The organism is Pseudomonas nitroreducens, assembly GCF_014204515.1.
Taxonomy (GTDB): domain Bacteria; phylum Pseudomonadota; class Gammaproteobacteria; order Pseudomonadales; family Pseudomonadaceae; genus Pseudomonas; species Pseudomonas nitritireducens_A.
The window spans coordinates 25,753-43,161 of sequence record NZ_JACHLI010000004.1; the positions used below are offsets into that span (position 1 = coordinate 25,753).

Annotated in this window: 12 protein-coding genes; 7 read left to right on the top strand and 5 right to left on the bottom strand. The window is 67.4% G+C overall.

Going from position 1 to position 17,409, the window contains the following annotated elements:
* Window positions 1–69 precede the first annotated feature (69 nt).
* From HNP46_RS06725 to HNP46_RS06750, 6 genes are all read left to right on the top strand, one after another.
* A complete protein-coding gene (locus HNP46_RS06725) occupies window positions 70–327 on the top strand; it encodes a type II toxin-antitoxin system Phd/YefM family antitoxin (RefSeq protein WP_184587073.1) in 258 nt (85 codons plus the stop codon).
* A gap of 1 nt (window position 328) precedes the next feature.
* Window positions 329–610, top strand: a complete 282-nt coding sequence (locus HNP46_RS06730; protein ID WP_184587580.1) for a type II toxin-antitoxin system RelE family toxin — start codon at window positions 329–331, stop codon at window positions 608–610.
* 111 nt (window positions 611–721) lie between these two features.
* Window positions 722–3,568: an ATP-binding protein gene (locus HNP46_RS06735; protein WP_184587075.1), complete on the top strand. Its 2,847-nt coding sequence runs from the start codon at window positions 722–724 to the stop codon at window positions 3,566–3,568.
* Window positions 3,547–4,743 (top strand): EAL domain-containing response regulator, encoded by a 1,197-nt coding sequence (locus HNP46_RS06740; RefSeq protein ID WP_184587077.1) that lies wholly within the window; start codon window positions 3,547–3,549, stop codon window positions 4,741–4,743. Before HNP46_RS06735 ends, HNP46_RS06740 begins: the two co-directional genes overlap by 22 nt.
* A gap of 163 nt (window positions 4,744–4,906) precedes the next feature.
* A complete protein-coding gene (locus HNP46_RS06745) occupies window positions 4,907–8,152 on the top strand; it encodes a hybrid sensor histidine kinase/response regulator (protein WP_184587080.1) in 3,246 nt (1,081 codons plus the stop codon).
* A 93-nt stretch (window positions 8,153–8,245) separates the two neighbouring features.
* A complete protein-coding gene (locus HNP46_RS06750) occupies window positions 8,246–8,896 on the top strand; it encodes a response regulator (RefSeq protein WP_184587081.1) in 651 nt (216 codons plus the stop codon).
* 1,599 nt (window positions 8,897–10,495) lie between these two features.
* Here HNP46_RS06750 and HNP46_RS06755 read toward each other — a convergent pair.
* The 5 genes from HNP46_RS06755 to HNP46_RS06775 all read right to left on the bottom strand — a co-directional run bounded on the left by HNP46_RS06755 (window position 10,496) and on the right by HNP46_RS06775 (window position 16,501).
* Window positions 10,496–11,215: a fimbrial biogenesis chaperone gene (locus HNP46_RS06755; protein ID WP_184587083.1), complete on the bottom strand. Its 720-nt coding sequence runs from the start codon at window positions 11,213–11,215 to the stop codon at window positions 10,496–10,498.
* Window positions 11,205–12,551 carry a fimbrial protein gene (locus HNP46_RS06760; protein ID WP_184587085.1) on the bottom strand — a complete coding sequence of 449 codons (1,347 nt, stop codon included), beginning with the start codon at window positions 12,549–12,551 and terminating at the stop codon, window positions 11,205–11,207. Before HNP46_RS06760 ends, HNP46_RS06755 begins: the two co-directional genes overlap by 11 nt.
* Window positions 12,548–15,145 (bottom strand): fimbria/pilus outer membrane usher protein, encoded by a 2,598-nt coding sequence (locus tag HNP46_RS06765; RefSeq protein WP_184587087.1) that lies wholly within the window; start codon window positions 15,143–15,145, stop codon window positions 12,548–12,550. Before HNP46_RS06765 ends, HNP46_RS06760 begins: the two co-directional genes overlap by 4 nt.
* Window positions 15,129–15,881 carry a fimbrial biogenesis chaperone gene (locus HNP46_RS06770; protein ID WP_184587089.1) on the bottom strand — a complete coding sequence of 251 codons (753 nt, stop codon included), beginning with the start codon at window positions 15,879–15,881 and terminating at the stop codon, window positions 15,129–15,131. The genes HNP46_RS06765 and HNP46_RS06770 overlap by 17 nt, the downstream gene beginning before the upstream one ends.
* 95 nt (window positions 15,882–15,976) lie before the next feature.
* Window positions 15,977–16,501 carry a fimbrial protein gene (locus HNP46_RS06775; RefSeq protein WP_260403103.1) on the bottom strand — a complete coding sequence of 175 codons (525 nt, stop codon included), beginning with the start codon at window positions 16,499–16,501 and terminating at the stop codon, window positions 15,977–15,979.
* 317 nt (window positions 16,502–16,818) lie between these two features.
* On the opposite strand from HNP46_RS06775, the gene HNP46_RS06780 reads away from it, so the two are divergent.
* Window positions 16,819–17,364, top strand: a complete 546-nt coding sequence (locus HNP46_RS06780; protein WP_184587093.1) for a fimbrial protein — start codon at window positions 16,819–16,821, stop codon at window positions 17,362–17,364.
* Window positions 17,365–17,409 lie beyond the last annotated feature (45 nt).

A 17,409-nucleotide genomic window follows, 5' to 3' on the forward strand; every position in this document is an offset into this window, starting at 1 on the left:
TGACGAGAAATGCTTGATTAAGTGCTTTTAAAAGCACTTAATCAGGTGTCTTTGTGCTGGGAGAAGACTGTGCCCCATTCCATGCTGGCGGATGTCACCGCCTCCATCACCGAATTGAAGAAGGACCCCATGGGTACCGTTGCAGCCGGTATGGGGCACGCGGTGGCCATCCTCAATCGCAATGAGCCGGTGTTCTATGCCGTGCCGGCCGAGGAGTACGAGCGCATGCTGGATCTGCTCGACGACCTGCAGCTGGGCCGGATCGCCGAGCAGCGCAAGGATGAACCGACAGTGGAAGTCACCCTCGATGAGCTCCGCCACCTCTGATTTGCTGTACCGCCTGGCCTTCAATCAGTCTGCGCTCAAGGAATGGAAGAAGCTCAAGGGACCGGTGAAGGAGCAATTCATTCGTAAGCTGGATGAGCGCCTGCGCAATCCTCATGTGCCCTCGGCGCGGCTCCACGGTCCGATCAATCGCTACAAGATCAAGCTGGCTTCTGCCGGGTACCGGCTGGTCTACGAAGTGTTCGACGACAAGGTGGTGGTGCTGGTCATCGCTGTTGGCAAGCGTGAGGGCGGCGCGGTCTACGAATCAGCAAGGAAACGCTGAGGGGGCTCACCGGTTTTTGTGGGAGAAAATAGTACAAGTCTCCCATGTCCTTGCCGGCTTTTTAGATTTGTCTGATGTCCGCCTCGCCGGCTTTCCGCCAGGCTGGCGGCCATGAAATTGAAGCAGTTCCTCAGACCCCAGGACCCGTCCTTCTCGACTCCCAAGGCGGCCCGGAAGCTCCTGCGTCTGCTGGCCTGGGTGGTCATCGCGTGCCTGTTCTTCACCCTCAGCCTGTTCCTAGCCGCGAGCCTGAACAGCGAAGTGTCGCAACTGCGCCGGCAGATGAACGCGGCCATGTACGAAGCCCAGGATTACCTCGGCCAGCGCGAGTCGCTGCTCGAGCACATCAGCCGCGGCGTCACCTGGAAGGCCCGCGAGCCGGTAGTGCAGTGGCGCCAGCTGAACGTGCCGGTGCCGCCCCACGAGCAGGTCTACGTCACCCTTGGTGAGCCGGGGTCGAGCTGGAGCCTGGCGCTGTCCGGGCGTGATCTGGCGGAGATGGAAGCCAAGCGGCTGAACCTGATCTATGTCTCCACCGCGCCGGATCGCTCGGTCACCCGGCTGTACGGGGCGCCGGCGCTCAACGCCGTGGTGCCGCCCTCGGTGCTCGAGGCGCTGGGCAAGCCGGGCACCCCCAGGGAAAAGCAGCAGGTGCGCTGGCTGGCCGACCCCACCGACCCGCAGGCGCGGCAGTACCTGTTCACCCGCGTGACCCGCGAGCAGGACAACGGCTGGCTCGGCCTGGAGCTGTTCGGCGCCGATCTCTCCGCGGCCTTCGGCGTCCCCGAGGCCGGGCGCTTCCTGCTGCTGGACCGCGAGCACCGGGCGATCCTCGGCAGCGCGGTGACGCCCCAGCTCGGCCTGCAGTTCAGCGACCTGTGGGAGGGCGACAACTTCGCCTTCAGCGGCCCCGGCCTGCTGCCCAGCCACCTGGCCCTGCTCAAGCACCTGGGCAGTTCCGACTGGTCGCTGATCTATTACTTCAACCTCTCCGACCTGCTCCTGCCGATGTGGCCCAGGTTGCTCGCCTCGCTGGTCTTCCTGGTCGGCTGTTCGCTGCTGGTCTGGGCCATGTGCCGGCGCATCAACCGCCGCCTGATCGGCCCGGCGCAGCATCGCCTCGATGCCCTGGTGGAGAACGAGAGCTTCTCCCGCGCGATGATCCAGACCGCGCCGGTGGCGCTCTGCGTGCTGCGGCGCAACGACGCCGAGGTCGTGCTGGAAAACCGCCTCGCCCAGCAGTGGCTGGGCAGCGGTGACGAACGCCGCTACTGGAGTCACGGCTGGCTGGAGCGCGGCTTCAGCAGCGGTGAAGAGGGTGGTTCGGAGGAGGTGGAGACCCACACCGGCCGGCACCTGTACCTGAGCTACACGCCCACCCGCTACAAGGGCGAGGAAGTGCTCTGCTGCGCCTTCAGCGACATCAGCGCGCGCAAGCAGACCGAGGCTGCGCTGGCCGAGGCCAAGCGCCTGTCCGATACCGCCAACCAGGCCAAGACGCTGTTCCTGGCGACCATGAGCCATGAGATCCGCACGCCGCTCTACGGCGTCCTCGGGACCCTCGAACTGCTCGGCCGCACGGCGCTGGACCACCAGCAGTCGGGCTACCTGCGGGCCATCCAGCGCTCCTCCTCGACCCTGCTGCAACTGATCAGCGACGTGCTCGACGTGTCGAAGATCGAGGTCGGCCAGCTGGGCCTGGAACCGGTGGAGTTCTCGCCGCTGGAGCTGACCCTGGACACGGTGCAGGCCTACGCCGCTGCCGCCCGTGCCAAGGGCCTGCAGATCTACGCCTGCTGCGACTCCGACATTCCCGGACGGATGCTTGGCGATGCCACGCGCATCCAGCAGATTCTCAACAACCTGCTGAGCAACGCGGTGAAGTTCACCGACAGCGGGCGCATCGTCCTGCGCGTGCGGGTCGAGTCGGCCGAAGGCGCGCAGTACCGCCTGAACTGGCAGGTGACCGACACCGGCATCGGCATCCCGCTGGACCAGCAGGACCACCTGTTCGACGCCTTCTACCAGGTCGCGGGCAATGCCCGCGTCGCCGGCGGTACCGGCCTCGGGCTGTCGATCTGCCAGCGCCTGACCGAGCTGATGCACGGCCAGTTGCGGGTAGTCAGCGATGTCGGCCTGGGCAGCAGCTTCACCCTGAGCCTGCCGCTGCAATGCTCGGCAACACCGGAGCCGCCGCAGCCGCCGCTCGACGACGCGATGGTCTGGGTCCATGCACCGACCCGCGAGCTGGCCGAGAGCCTGTGCAGCTGGGTCAGCCGCTGGGGAGCCCAGGCCCAGGTGGCGACGGCCGGGCAGGCGTTCGACGACGAGGCCGAGGGCGTGCTGGTCGACCTGCGCTTCAACCCCAACGACCGCAAGCCGCTGCCGGCCTGGAAAGGCTGCCGGGTGCTGGTGTCCGACCTGGGCGGCGAGCAGCCGCGGCAGGAAGGCTGCGACTGGCACGTCGGCCGCTACAGCCTCGATGGCCTGCGCCGCGCCCTGGCGGCCGCGCAGGGCTGTACCGGCACGGAAACGTCACGCCAGGCCGAAGCCCCGTCCGACAAGGCGCTGGGCCTGCGCGTGCTGCTGGTGGAGGACAACCCGATCAACCAGCTGATCCTGCGCGACCAGCTCGAAGCCCTCGGCTGCCTGGTCGAACTGGCCGCTGACGGCAAGCAGGCGCTGGGGCGCTGGCAGGGCGAGACCTTCGACGTGGTGCTCACCGACGTCAACATGCCCCACCTCAATGGCTACGAACTCACCCGGGCGCTGCGCCAGCGCGGCTACCGGGGGCCGATCATCGGCGCCACCGCCAATGCCATGCACGAAGAGAACGAACGCTGCCTCGCCGCCGGCATGAACCTGTGCCTGCACAAGCCGGTGGACCTGCGCACCCTGCGCCAATGCCTGACCAGCCTGCCCATGGAGGCGCCGACATGCGACACCAGCGAATCCTGATCGTCGAGGACCAGCCGTTCCAGCGCGAGTACCTGCTCAACCTGTTCCGCGAGCAGGGCGTGCAGCACCTGCGCGCGGCCGAGGATGGTGCCGAGGCGCTGCGCTGGCTGGAGCTGGAGCCATTCGACCTGGTGGTCAGCGACCTGATGATGCCGGGGCTGGACGGCGTCCAGCTGATCCAGCGGCTGGCCACGCTGCGGCAGCCGCCGCTGCTGGCCATCATGACCTCGGCACCGCGCCGGCTGATGGGCAGCGCCTGCATGGTGGCGCGGGCGCACGGCATCACGGTGCTCGACCAGATCGCCAAGCCGGCCCGTGCGCCGGCCATCCGCCGCCTGCTGGAGAAGCTCGTCTCGCGCCTGGAGCGCGAGGAGCGTCGCAGCCAGCCGGCGCTTCCCGCGCCCACCCGCGAGGAGCTGCAGCAGGCGCTGGCGCAGGGGCAGCTGCGCGCCTGGTTCCAGCCCAAGGCGTCGCTCATCGATGGCCGCATCGTCGCCGCCGAGGCGCTGGTGCGCTGGGAACACCCGCAGCACGGCATCCTGCGACCGAACAGCTTCATGACCCAGTTGAGCGCGGCCGGGCTCGACGAGGCGCTGCTCTGGGCGATGCTCGGCCAGGCGCTGCAGGCCCAGGCGGAGTGGGTGCAGATGGGCTTGCGCCTGTCGGTGGCGGTGAACCTGCCCACCCACCTGCTCGACGACCCGGAACTGCCCGATCGCCTGGCGGCTTTCGTCGCCGCCCGTGGCGGAGTGCCGGCGCACATCGTCTTCGAACTGCTGGAGTGCAGCAGCACGGCGACTCCGGCCAACTACTACGCCGGCACGTGCCGCCTGCGGATGAAGGGCTTCGGCCTGGCGCAGGACGATTTCGGCCAGGGCTACAGCTCGCTGTACAATCTGGTCTCGACACCCTTCACGGAACTGAAGATCGATCGCGCGCTGGTCCATGGCTGCGTGGACGACGAAGGGCTGTCCGCGGCGCTGGAGAGCATCGTCAAGCTGGGCCGGCAACTGGGACTGGAAGTGATCGCCGAAGGGGTCGAGCATCCCGACGAGCTGGCGCTGCTGCGTCGCCTGCGCTGCGACTGCGCGCAGGGCTACCTGATTTCCGAGCCGGTGCCCGCGGCGGTTCTCACCCGTCTGCTGCAGCAGGAGCGTGCGGCCATTGCCCATTGATCTGAGGCAGGCACAGTGAAATTGCACGGGTGATCGTCGGCTCGCCGAGGGCCGATGGTTCGCCGAATGCCGTGCGCGCATCTACAGTCTGCTGGTATCGCCGGCCCGGCGCCCTGCGCGGGGCCCTGAGCCGCCCTTGCCGTGATTTCCGGATACCTTGTGCATGAATGAACCCGACAACGGTTCGATCCGCAAACTGGCCAGCACTTCGCTGCGCCTGAACGTCGTGCTGCTATGTGCCGTTTCCCTCGCCCTGCTGCTGGTGGGCGCCTGTTACTGGGCGCTCGGCCGGGTGGTGCAGGAGGAGCGCGACAAGATGCACTTCCATTTCAGCCGCTTGATCGGCGATATCCACGAGCACGAAGCCTTCCTCCACCGCATCGCCCAGCAGAGCGACGAGTCGACCCAGCGCCAGGACCAGGATGTCATCCCGCTGCAGCGGCGCCTGCTGGTACGCGAGCAGGGCATGGAGATCCACGAGGGGCGCGAGTTCTCCTTTGCCATGCCGTTCACCCTGGCGCAGCAGCAGGGCAGCCGGCAGGACAAGCCTGGGCCGTTCTCCTTCGGGGTGATGCTGGCGAACTTCTACAGCAGCTACTGGAGCACTTCGGCCTATCCCTCGCCGCAGGTGCTGGTGCTCGATCTGCGCGGCCCCACCAGCCTGGCGGTGCCCTCCATCGGCAACTTCCGCGGGCAGCGCCCGCTGACCCGCCAGAGCTACCTGCCGGTCGTCGAGCGGATACGCCTGGCGCTGGAAGTCTGCCAGCCCGAGCGCGGCGACCACCAGGTCCACTGGGCCCAGGCGCACGCCTACAGCGGTGGCCAGGGTCGCGAGCTGCTGGCGTATGTCGGCGCGCCCTTGCCGGACAAGCTGTGGTGGGACTCGGACCTGGATCGCCAGGTGGTCGCCGTGTCGCTGCTGGACCTGGAGCGGATCAACGATTTCGAGCAGATCCTCGAGCGTCCGGTGTTCGACGAACTGGAACTGATCTCGCCCCGCGGCGATGTACTGATCGACTCCGTCGGTACCGCCGGCGACTACGACGATGGCCTGAACATCGGCGCCCAGGGCCTGGTGTTCAAGGTGCGCAGCGCCGCCGACGGCGGCTGGGTGGCGCTCTACCGGCTGAGCTACCAGAGCTTCTTCCGCTACGCCAAGCTGCAGTTCCTCGGTGGCCTGGCGCTGCTGTTGGGTAGCCTGGCCGGCGGCTGGTTCGCCATCCGCTGGTACTCGCGGCGGGTGATCCGCCCGGCCCGTCAGGCCCACCTGGAGATCGTCGAAAGCGACGCCTTCAGCCGCGCGGTGATCCAGACCGCCCCCGTGGCGCTCTGCGTCCTGCGCCACCAGAGCCATCAGGTAGTGATGATGAACCGCCTGGCGGAGCTCTGGCTGGGCGATGCCGAGGCGATCGCGCGCCTGAGCCGCGACTGGGAGCCCCTGTTGCGCGAAGGTGAAGGCGCTGGCCAGGGCAGTTCGGAGGTGGTCTTCGAAGTCGAGGGGCGGGTGCTGCACGCCGGCTTCGCGCCGACCCGCTACCACGGCGAGAACGTCGTGCTGTGCGCCTTCAACGACATCAGCGCGCACCGCCAGGCCCAGCAGATGCTGGCCGAGGCGAAGCTGTCGGCCGACGCCGCCAGCGAAGCCAAGTCGGTGTTCCTCGCCACCATGAGCCACGAAATCCGCACGCCGCTGTACGGCGTGCTGGGGACCCTGGAACTGCTCGGCCTGACCGACCTGAGCCGGCAGCAGCGCGATTACCTCGACACCATCCAGCGCTCTTCCTCAACCCTGCTGCAACTGATCAGCGACATCCTCGACGTGTCGAAGATCGAGGCCGGGCAGATGGCCCTGGAGGCGGTGGCGTTCAATCCCCTGGAGCTGGCCGAGGACGCCGTCGCCAGCTACGCCGGGGTGGCCGAAGGCAAGGAGCTGCAGCTCTACACCTGCATCGATGCGGACGTTCCCGGCCTGGTGCGCGGCGACGCCGCGCGCATCCGGCAGATTCTCAACAACCTGCTGAGCAATGCACTGAAGTTCACCGACCTGGGCCGGGTAGTCCTGCGCCTGCGCAGGGTCGCCACCGAGTCGGGCGCGATGGCCCTGCAGTGGCAGGTGACCGATACCGGCATCGGCATGTCCGACGCCCAGCAGAAGCGCCTGTTCGAGCCGTTCTACCAGGCCCATGGCCATGAACACACGGTCAGCGGCACCGGGCTGGGGCTGTCGATCTGCGCGCGCCTGAGCGAACTGATGGGCGGGCAGCTGCGGGTGGTGAGCGAGACCGGGCTGGGCAGCAGCTTCACCTTCACCCTGGCGCTGCCGGTCCTCGACGCGGCGCAACCGCCGGTGGACGGCCTGCGCCTGCGCCACGATCCGATCTACGTCCGCGCGCCGGTCCGGGAACTGGCGCAGAGCCTGGCTGCCTGGGTCGAAACCTGGGGCGGCGAGGCCATCGTGCAGGACGACCTGCCGGCGTCGACGCCGCCCGGCGCGGTGCTGCTCGACCTGCTCGGCGACGGCCACGGCGAGCCGCTGTGGAGCGGCCCGCAGGTCTGCGCCCTGGCCAGGTCCGGCCTGCCGCCGCAGGCGATGCCGCGGGGCTGGCAGGCCAGCCTCTATCACCTGGCCGGAATCGCCCAGGCGCTGCAGCTGGCGCAGCAGGGCGGCAGTGGCGAGCAGCACCAGCCGCCGCGCGCGGCGCGGCTGGGCAAGCTGGGGCTGCGGGTGCTGGTGGCTGAGGACAATCCGATCAACCAGGCGCTGCTCAAGGAACAGCTGGAAGAGCTGGGCTGCCGCGTCACCCTCACCGGCAACGGCCGGGAGGCGCTGCAACGCTGGGCGCCCGGCGCCTTCGATGCGCTGCTCACCGACGTCAACATGCCGGTGATGAATGGCTACGAGCTGGTCGGCGAGCTGCGCCGCCACGACAGCTGGCTGCCGATCATCGGCGTCACCGCCAACGCCCTGCGCGAGGAAGGCGAGCGCTGCATGGCGGTGGGCATGAATGCCTGGCTGGTCAAGCCGATGAGCCTGCGCACCCTGCACGACGGGCTGCTCAGGGTCTGCGGCCACCTGGCCGCGGCGACTGCGGAAAGCGAAGGGCAAGGCGCCGTCGCGGCGACGGACGACACTATCCAGGTATCGCCGAAGATGCGCGAGCTGTTCATCCGCACCATGCACCAGGACATGCAGGGGGTGCGCGATGCGCTGCAGGAAGATGATCTCGCCACCGTCCGCCAGCAGGTGCATCGTCTGCGTGGCGCACTGGCGGTGGTGCAGGCCCATGGCCTGAGCGATGCTTGTGGCGCCGTCGAGGAAGCCCTGATCGCCCAGCCTTCGGGGCCGGAACTCAGTGCGGCGGTGAACGCCCTGCTTGGACGGATCGAGGCGGCGCTGAGCGGCCTCTGAGCGCCGGCCCGGCAACAGCAGCTACTCTAGATGAGTGGCCGAGCCCTGGTGGCCGGCCAATGATCGCAAACGTTGGGACTCAAGAAAGAACTCATGGAAAAAGTCAGAGTGGTACTAGCGGACGACCATCCCATCGTCCTGATGGGCGTACGCGAGGTGATCGATCGGGATGATCGCTTCGAAGTGGTGGGCGAGGCGCACAATTCCAGCGAGCTGGTGGCGCTGTATCGCGAGCAGCGCCCGGCCATCGTCATCACCGATTACAACATGCCCGGCGACCAGACCTATGGCGACGGGCTGAAGCTGATCGAGTACCTGCTGCGCAACTTCCCCGACACGCGCATCCTGATCCTCACCATGCTCTCCAATCCGCTGATCCTTTCCAGTCTCTACGACCTGGGCGTGTCCGGGGTGATCCTCAAGCATGGCGACCTCAACGAGATCCTGGTGGCGCTCAAGGCGCTGTCCCAGGACCGCATCTACCGCGGGCCGGGGATGCAGTCCAGCAGCAGTGTGCTGGCCAGCGGGGATGATGTGGAGGGGCGTATCGCCAGCCTGTCGGTGAAGGAGTACGAGGTGCTGCGCCACTTCGTTTCGGGGATGAGCGTGAGGGATATAGCGCTGCTGCTCAATCGCAGCGTGAAGACGGTCAGCGCGCAGAAGATTTCTGCCATGCGCAAGCTGGATGTGGAGACCGACCAGGCGTTGCTGACGTTCTGTGTGAAGGCCAATCTGTTTCAGTAGCCCAATCCTGTTGGTGCGGGCTTTGCCTGTGAGTCGACTGCAAGGCTGGCGTGTGTCCTTGCTCGAATGTTGATTTTTGGCTCGTTGCATTCTGGTCTGCTTGGGAAGAGGTTTTCCTGCGTCGCTTCGGTGTGCGCCCTGGCTTCTTGTTTCGCCCCTCGGCGAGTCACTTCTTCCAAACGCCGAAGAAGTAACCAAGAAGGCTTGCCCCTCCATCCGGTTTTTCGCCTAGGCGAAAAATTCCCTCGTTGAAGCGAAGTTTCAGGGGCACGCCGCGAAGGGCCATCCCTGGCCCATCGCGGCTCTCGCGGCATCCATGCCGCTCAACCCCTGAAACTCCGCTTCAACGAGGCCTCCTGAAAGGGGCGCTCCGGAGTGCTTTGGTGTTTCTCTGGAAGTCTCCAGGTGCCAAAACCAAAACCAAAACCAAAACCAAAACCAAAGCCAGAGCCGGGACCCCAATCGACACAGGGCGGCGGTGTTGCTCCCGTAGGAGCGGACCTTGTCCGCGAAATCCGGCGCGGAGGAATTCGTCCTCACCGGGAAATACCCAAGCCTTGCGCCCCGCGTAGGAGCGGACTCCGTCCGCGATGGTTCCGCCGCCGTAATGTCGGTGGGCATACCGGTAGGAGCGAGCTTGCTCGCGAACCCGCCCAGCGCTGGATTCCCCATGCGCCGGCCTTGCCGGCAGATCGCGGGCAGAGTCCGCTCCTACGGGTCGGCTCCGATGCATCCGGCGGCGTAGGAGCGGACTCCGTCCGCGATGGTTCCGCCGTCGTAACGGCGGTGGGCATACCGGTAGGAGCGAGCTTGCTCGCGAACCCGCCCAGCTCCGCATTCCCCTGCATGCACCGGCCTTGCCGGCAGATCGCGGACAGAGTCCGCTCCTACGGGTCGGCTCCGATGCATCCGGCGGCGTAGGAGCGGACTCCGTCCGCGATGGTTCCGCCGCCGTAACGGCGGTGGCATATCGGTAGGAGCGAGCTTGCTCGCGAACCCGCCCAGCGCCGGATTCCCCATGCGCCGGCCTTGCCGGCAGATCGCGGACAGAGTCCGCTCCTACGGGTCGGCTCCGATGCATCCGGCGGCGTAGGAGCGGACTCCGTCCGCGATGGTTCCGCCGTCGTAACGGCGGTGGGCATACCGGTAGGAGCGAGCTTGCTCGCGAACCCGCCCAGCTCCGCATTCCCCTGCATGCACCGGCCTTGCCGGCAGATCGCGGACAGAGTCCGCTCCTACGTAAAGTTCTTCGCGGGGACTGCCCTCTCCCTAACCCTCTCCCTGAAGGGAGAGGGGACTGGTTCGGTGCCGGCTGAAGCCACGACGTCAGCCGGCACGGATAGCTCCCTCTCCCTTCGGAGCGGGGCGCGCAGCCAGGGCGGGGGAGAGGGAAAATCCGAGGTACGAACGATCAGAAGAAGACAGTTGCCCCTACAGGTCGTCTCCGACGCATCCGGCAGCGTAGGAGCGGACCTTGTCCGCGAAATCCCGCGCGGAGGAATTCGTGCTCACCGGGAAATCTCCAGGCCCTGCGCCCCGCGTAGGAGCGGACTCCGTCCGCGATGGGCATCGTGGCCTTCGGTCCTGCCGGCAGGCGCCTCAGCGCAAAGGCGCCTCGCCCTGCTGGCTGTTGCCGCCGTCATCGATCCACAGGTAACGAACCTGGCTCGCGGCAGCGGGCAGGGGCTGGGAGGGCGTCAGCAGGCGCTGTGAAAAAGGCGCCAGCAGTTCGGCCGGCAACGGCGTGCCGGCTTCACCCTGGCGTACCTCGCCACCGGCGAGGGTGATGAAATAGGGCGTGGGATTCTCCACCTGCACCGCGTTGCCCTGGCGGCGGAACACCAGCTTGCGCGGCGCCTCTTCCGCGGCCTTGTTCAGCGCGCGAGGACGGTAGATGACCTTCATCTGCGTACGCAGGGTCACGGTCAGCCGCGACTGCCCTTCGGCCAGTGCATCACCGGGCTGCGGCGGGATTTCGTAGAGGTTCAGCCAGTACAGCGACTCGCGGTCGCCAGGGAGCTTTTCCCCGGTGTAGAGCAGGCGCAGGCTGCGCTGCTGGCCGGGGTTCAGGCGGAACACCGGGGGCAGCGGCATGATCGGCGCCTGGGCGCTCTGCGGGGCGGACTCCAGGTCGCCGTCGTCGATCCAGGTCTGCACGATCACCGGGTAGGTGTTCTGGTTCACCAGCTCCAGGGAGGCTTCGCGCTGGCCTTCGTCGAAGATCACCCGGGTGCGCTCGGCGGTGACGCCGGCGTGGGCAGTGGCGCCGGCCAGCAGCGCCAGGCCCAGCAGGGCTGAACGCAGGAGGTTACTGGACACGGATCACCACCTGCGCAGTGGCTTCCACGCGGCCCGGAGTGACGGTGGGCATGCTGCCCAGGCTGAGCTTCTCCAGGCGCGCGCGGAAGGTCTCGGTGTATTGCGCGATGCCGCTGACTTCGCTGGTCTTGTTCGAGGCGTTGCCGATGGCCGGGTACCAGCCGCGTGCCTCGGCATTGCTGCCCTTGGCTGAGTCCTCGTTGGCCAACAGGTTCATCGGGCTGTCGTTGCGCAGCAGGCGGATGCCTACGCCCTGGGCGATGCCGGGCTGGCCGTAGCGGTCCGAGACGAGATAGGACAGGCCGCCATTGGCGTTCACCAGTCCCAGACCCGAGGAGGCCGCCAGCGCGCCGGCGGAGACCTTGATGCCCAGCGCCGTGCCGTTGGCGGCGGTGCTGTTGATGACGCCGGTCTGGCATTTGAAATCGACCTGGAAGGGCATCTCGCGGCTCTGTCCGGCGTTGATCTCGCCAATGGAGATCGACGGGAACACCACGTGCGGCGTGACGTTGGTCACCGCGCAGGTGGGGTAGCGCTTGAGCGTGACATCGCCATACAGGCCGATAGCGCCCGGCCAGTTGTAGTGCCAGCCGTCGTAGTTGGCGTAGTGCACTTCGCCCACCCGCGGGTAGGCCAGGCCCGGCCCCTTGATGGCGATGTAGGCCGCCGGCTGGGTGTACAGATAGGCCTGCGAGGCGATGGTCGCGGAGTAGTAGCGCTGGCTTTCCAGCGGCGCGCGGAACAGTTCCGAGCGCACCGCGCTGAGGTTCTTCGCCTTGACCAGCTGGAAGCCACGCGAGTCCACGTCCAGCCCGGTGAGCACGCGCTCCTGCCAGATCGGCGTGAAGTACTGGCCGGTCTCCACGTGCGCCAGGCGCAGCAGCACGTTGGGCCAGGCCGTGCGGTAGGCGGCGGACAGGCCGATGCTGTTGCCCACCGTGTCGCCGCCGTTGTACCAGCCGCTGTAGAGGTCGTCGGCGTTGGTGGAGAACATCTCGTACACCGCATCGCTGGCGGCGCAACGGAAGAACACCCGCTCCGGGTCATAGCCGGCAGCGGCGCCGTACTGGGTGAGCGGCGCCACGGAGCTGGCGATCAGGGTGCCGTCGGGCTGGAAGCTGGCGTCGCTGACGTTGATCACGCTGGGCAGCCCCAGCGGGCCGTTGCAGGTGTCGCAGGCACCGGCCCAGTCGGCAGCGGTGCCTTCGCCGGGGCGGATCTGGTAGGTCAGGGTGGTGCTGGCGCTGCCGACGCTGGTGACCTTGTAGCAGGTAGCCCAGGCGCTCGGCGCCAGCAGCAGAGCCGCTACGGGAAGCAGTCGCAGGAGAGGGTTCATGTGGCCTCCGGGAGTGGCGTGCAGGTCCCTTGCAGGCGGATCAGGACCTGATCGCGTTCGGCGCCCTTGAGGTCGTATGGCAATTGGCAGGTGTCTTCGGCGCGCTCGCCCCACTGCACGCGCAGCTGACCTTGCTCGCCTTCGGCGCGGGCGTAGACCTGCCCGCCCTGGCCGACCATGCCGATGTTCACGCCCTGGCTGTCGAGCACGTCGGCGCCCAGCGGCAGCGGTTCGCCATCGGGCAGTTTCGCCTGGATCAGCAGCGGGTGGCCGGTGAGGGTCTTGAACTCGACGCGTACGGCGGCGCCGGCGTAGGGCGCGATCTTGCGTTCGGTCTCCACCAGCTCGGCGTTCTCGTCGATGCCTTGCGGGTCGAGGCTGATGGGGTTGTAGCGATACGGCGAGAGCGACGGCACCACGGCATAGCCGTTGCTGTCCACCCGCGCGCCCTGGCCGCCGCGCACGCCGGCGCCGCTGGCGCCCTTGGCTTCCACCAGGGCGAAGGTGTCGCCGACGTAAGGACCCAGGGTCACGCCGCCGCTGTGCAGCACCGCCGCGCCGCGCACGCCGCCGTTGACCTGGCGGTAGCTGGAGCTTTCGGCGTAGCCGGCGTTGAGCGTGGCGATGGCGGTCTGCTTCTGCAGGCTGCCGTTGAGGTCGGTGCCCTGGCCTTCGCTGTCGCGGCCGGCGGAGACCGCGTAGCTCAGCGTGCGGTCTTCGCCCAGAGTGCCGTTGAGGCCGGTCTGGTAGGTGCTGCCGCTGGTGTCGCCGGAGCGGCGGGTGGCCATGGCGCTGAGGTTCGGCGCACGGCTGCTGGAGCCCAGCGGCATGGAGAGGCTCAGGGTCAGGGTGTTGTTGCGGTTGCTGCCGTTCTGCAGGTTCTGCTGCGGCGGCAGCGACGGGTCGTAGTTGTCGTTGACGTCGCGGTACCAGGTGGTCTGCTGGCGCGAGTACGCCAGGTTGTAGCTGAGCTGGCGCCAGGTGTTGGAGTAGCCGACCTGCAGCTGGGTGTCGCGGCTCTTGCCGTCGTAGTAGTCGCTGGTGGAGCCGGACAGGTAGAGGTTGCCGTACTCGCCCAGGCCTTGGTTGACCAGCAGGGTGAACTGGTTGCGCTGCTTGTAGCTGCTCGAATCCCAGCTCTCGCCGTGGTCGCGGGCATCGCGGGCGGACAGGGCATCGCCGAGGTCGCGGTAGCCCTCGGTGGAGTAGCGGTAGCCGGCCAGGGTCAGGGTGGTCTGGGTCGGCTGGAAGGTGCGGCTGTAGTTCAGGCCGACGCGCCAGCCCTGCTTGCGCTGGTCGTTCTCCACGGTGGCGCTGGAGAAGGTGGTGTTCATCCCGAACGCGCCGTAGGGCGTGGCCAGCACGCCGCCGCCCAGCACCGCGAGGTAGTCCTCGGCGACGCGGGCGCCGAGGTTGGCCGTCAGCGCGTTGGTCAGGCCGCGCTGGTAGGTGAAGTCGCCGAACAGGTCGTCGCCGTTGCCGTACTGGCGCGCCTGGCCGACCGTGGCGCTGTAGCGCGACAGGCCCGGGCGCATGGATTCGGGTACGGCGGAGAAGGGCACGGAGAAGCGCGAGACGCTGCCGTCGGCCTCGATCACCTGCACGTCCAGGTCGCCGTCGTAGGCGGTGCCGTAGAGGTCGTCGATGACGAAGGGGCCGGGCGCCACGGTGCTCTCGTGGATCTTCTTGCCGTTCTGGCTGATCACCACGCGGGCGTTGGTGTTCGCGGTACCGCGCACCTGCGGCGCGTACTGGCGCTGCGAGTCGGGCAGCATGCGGTCGTCGGTGGCCAGGCGCACGCCACGGTAGCCCATGCTGCCGAACAGGTTGCCCTCGGTGTAGCTCTCGCCCAGGGTCAGCTCGCTGCGCAGGTCGGGGACTGCGCGCTGGGCGTAGGTGCGGATGCTGTTCCAGTCGCTGCGGGTGTTCCCGGCGTAGCTGGAATAGGTGTAGTTGGACTGGTGACGCAGGCGCCACAGGCCCAGGTTGACGCCGCCGTTGAGGCCCAGGTAGCCGTAGTCGGAATGGCCGCCGCTACCGGAACCCTCGAAAGTCGAGCGGTACAGGTTGGCGTCGTAGTTGACGAAGCCCATGGTCGTGCCGGCGTCCCACTCGTCGGGGCTGACGTAGCCGCGCGGCTTGATGTCCAGCAGCGCCTGGGGCACGCCGAGGTCCAGGCGCAGGCGCGCGGTGTCGAAGGTCCAGGTGGCGTTGGGCAGGCGGTCGCCGAGGAAGTGGCAGATGCCCTGGTCGTCCTTGCCGGCCAGCGGGTCGGGGCGTGCGCCCAGGCTCTGGCGCAGGAAGCGTTCGCTGAAGCAGGGCTCGGCGCGCTCGCCGCGCTGGCGGAATTCCACCTCGGCACGGGTGGCGTACTGGCCGTTGAGGTACAGGTCGACGTGGTAGCTGCCGGCATCCACCTGGTCGGCGCGGTTGAAGCGCTCCAGGCTGCCGCCAGCCAGGCCCGAGCCCATCAGCAGGCTGTCGTCGAAGCGATAGTCCGCGTCACCGTTGGCCAGCCCGGCCATGATCAGCGCGAGGCTGCCAAGGGCGAGGGGGGCCAGCGGTCCACGGCGGAACTCAACGCGACAGATCATGGCGAATGTCCATTCGCGCGCCGTAGTCGTTGATCAGCTGGGCGGACAGTGCCGCCGTGCCGGCCGGCAGCGCCGAAGGCGACTGGGCGCGCCACTGCACCTGGCCCATGGGCGGCACCATGTCCGCCTGCAGCTTCCACTGGCGCTGGCCGACGCTGAGCGTCGCGCCGCCGAAGGAGGCGTGGTAGCCGGTGGGGTTTTCCACCTTCACGCTCCAGTTGCTGCCGTTCTGTACCAGCGAGAAGCGCAGTTTCTCCGACAGTTGTTCCGGGCTGCCGGCGATGCCGGCCGGGCGATAGAACAGCTTCAGGCGATTGCGCAGCATCAGCAGCATCTGGTTCTGGTCCGCCTTGGCGGCGTTGCGCGGCGGAATCTGCAGCACGTTGAGGTGGAACAGCGATTCGCGGTCCTGGGGCAGGCCGGAGCCGGTGTAGAGGATGCGCAGGGTCTGGCCGCTGCCGGGCGCCATGCGCGACACGGCCGGGTTGACCAGGAAGGGCGCCTTGGCGGTGTCCGGCGTCGAGGCCGGATCGTTGACGTCGATCCAGGCCTGGACCACGTTGGGGAAGGTGTCCTTGTTGGTCAGCTGCACGGTCTTCTCCCGCGACTCACCCGGATAGATGACACGGGTGCCGGTGATCACCACGCTGGCCTGGGTGAGCGGGGTGGCGAGAGTGGCCAGCAGGGCGAGCGCGAGCGTCGCCGCGCGAAGCGGGCGCAGTGGGAGTGCAGTCATCGGAATCACCTTCGCTGCCGGACCGCGCGGGGCGTGGGTACCCCAGGGCAGTGCGACGAAGTTCAAAGGCGGCACCTTGCGGTGCCGCGGGGGCATTACTCGTAACGCAGCGTGTAGGTCACCGAACCCAGTACCGGACCGGGGGGCACGGTGGCGTCTTCGGAGACGTACTGCACGGCGTAGTCATAGCTGGTGCTGGTCTGACCATCGGCGAGGACGATGTCGCCGGCCTCTACCGCTGCACCGCCGGCCAGGTTCACCGGAGTGCCGGCCGGAGCGTCGAGCAGCTGCAGCGCAACACCGGTGGCGCCGCTGGCGGCGGTGTTGGTCAGGTTGCCGGCGGAGGTGGCGTTGGTGGCCTGGAACAGCGTGGTGAAGTGCTCGTCACCCGACGGCGCAGCGCAGCCGGTGAGATGCAGGGTGAAACTGGTTTCACCGGCGGTCTGGCCGACGGTGCCGTTCAGGGCGCTGACCGGGACGCTGTCGAGGATCACGGTCGGGTCGGTATTGCCATCGACCACCGCCGAGCAGGTCTGGTCAGTGACTTCCCCGCTGAAGTTGATGGTGTTGGCAGCGAAAGCAAGGCCCGGCACAGCGAAGGCGGCTGCGCGAAGTTTCATTTCCATAGCTCCTCAGGTTGGCGATTAGTCGCTGTGCATAGAGTGCTATGGCGAGAGTGGTGAGTATTTGAGACGAATCCTAAAGAGTTCTGACTTGTACGAAATTACAAGGGGCTGATTCTTGGATTTTGTCTGGATTCTTCTGGTTTGACTGTTGATTGATACTCGTCAGATTCCCTCCCGGACGATCGGGCGGCAAGGTCCGCCCTGCTTGAGCAGTCCCCGGCGTCATCGAGGCGCCAGGAGTTGGGCAAATGGACAGCGGCCGGCCCCACGGCCGTACCCAATTGATCGTTTCGCAAAAGGAAGAGCAATCCATGAAATCCAGACTGCACGCCACGCTGATCGGCCTGGCCACTGCCGGCCTGTGTGCCCAGGCCTTTGCCGCGGCTCCGCAGACCGGTGTGATCAACATCACCGGCAAGGTCACCGAAACCAGCTGCGTGCTCGACTCCAGCAACCCCAACATCAACGTGAAGCTGCCGACCGTCGACAAGGACCTGCTGGCCGCTGCACAGAGCAGCACCGGCCGCACCGGTTTCGCCATCAAGGTGAGCGGCTGCGCCGACGGCGTGAAGGTCTCCGCCGCCTTCGTCCCGGACAGCCACGTCGATGCCTACGGCAACCTGCGGAACTCCGCTGCCAGTGGCGCCACCGGCGTGCAGGTGCAACTGCTCGACAAGAACCACGCGACGATCAACATCAACACCGACGACGCTACCTCGCAGCTGGCTCGTGCGGTCACCGTCAACGGTTCGAACCCGGTCACCCTGCAGTACTTCGCCCAGTACTACTCCCAGGCCGGCAGCGCCGGCGCCGGTAACGTCGCCGCAATGGCGAACTACCAGCTGACCTACGAGTGATCCACCAGGCCCGGGGCATCTGCCCCGGGCCGCAAGAGGACTATG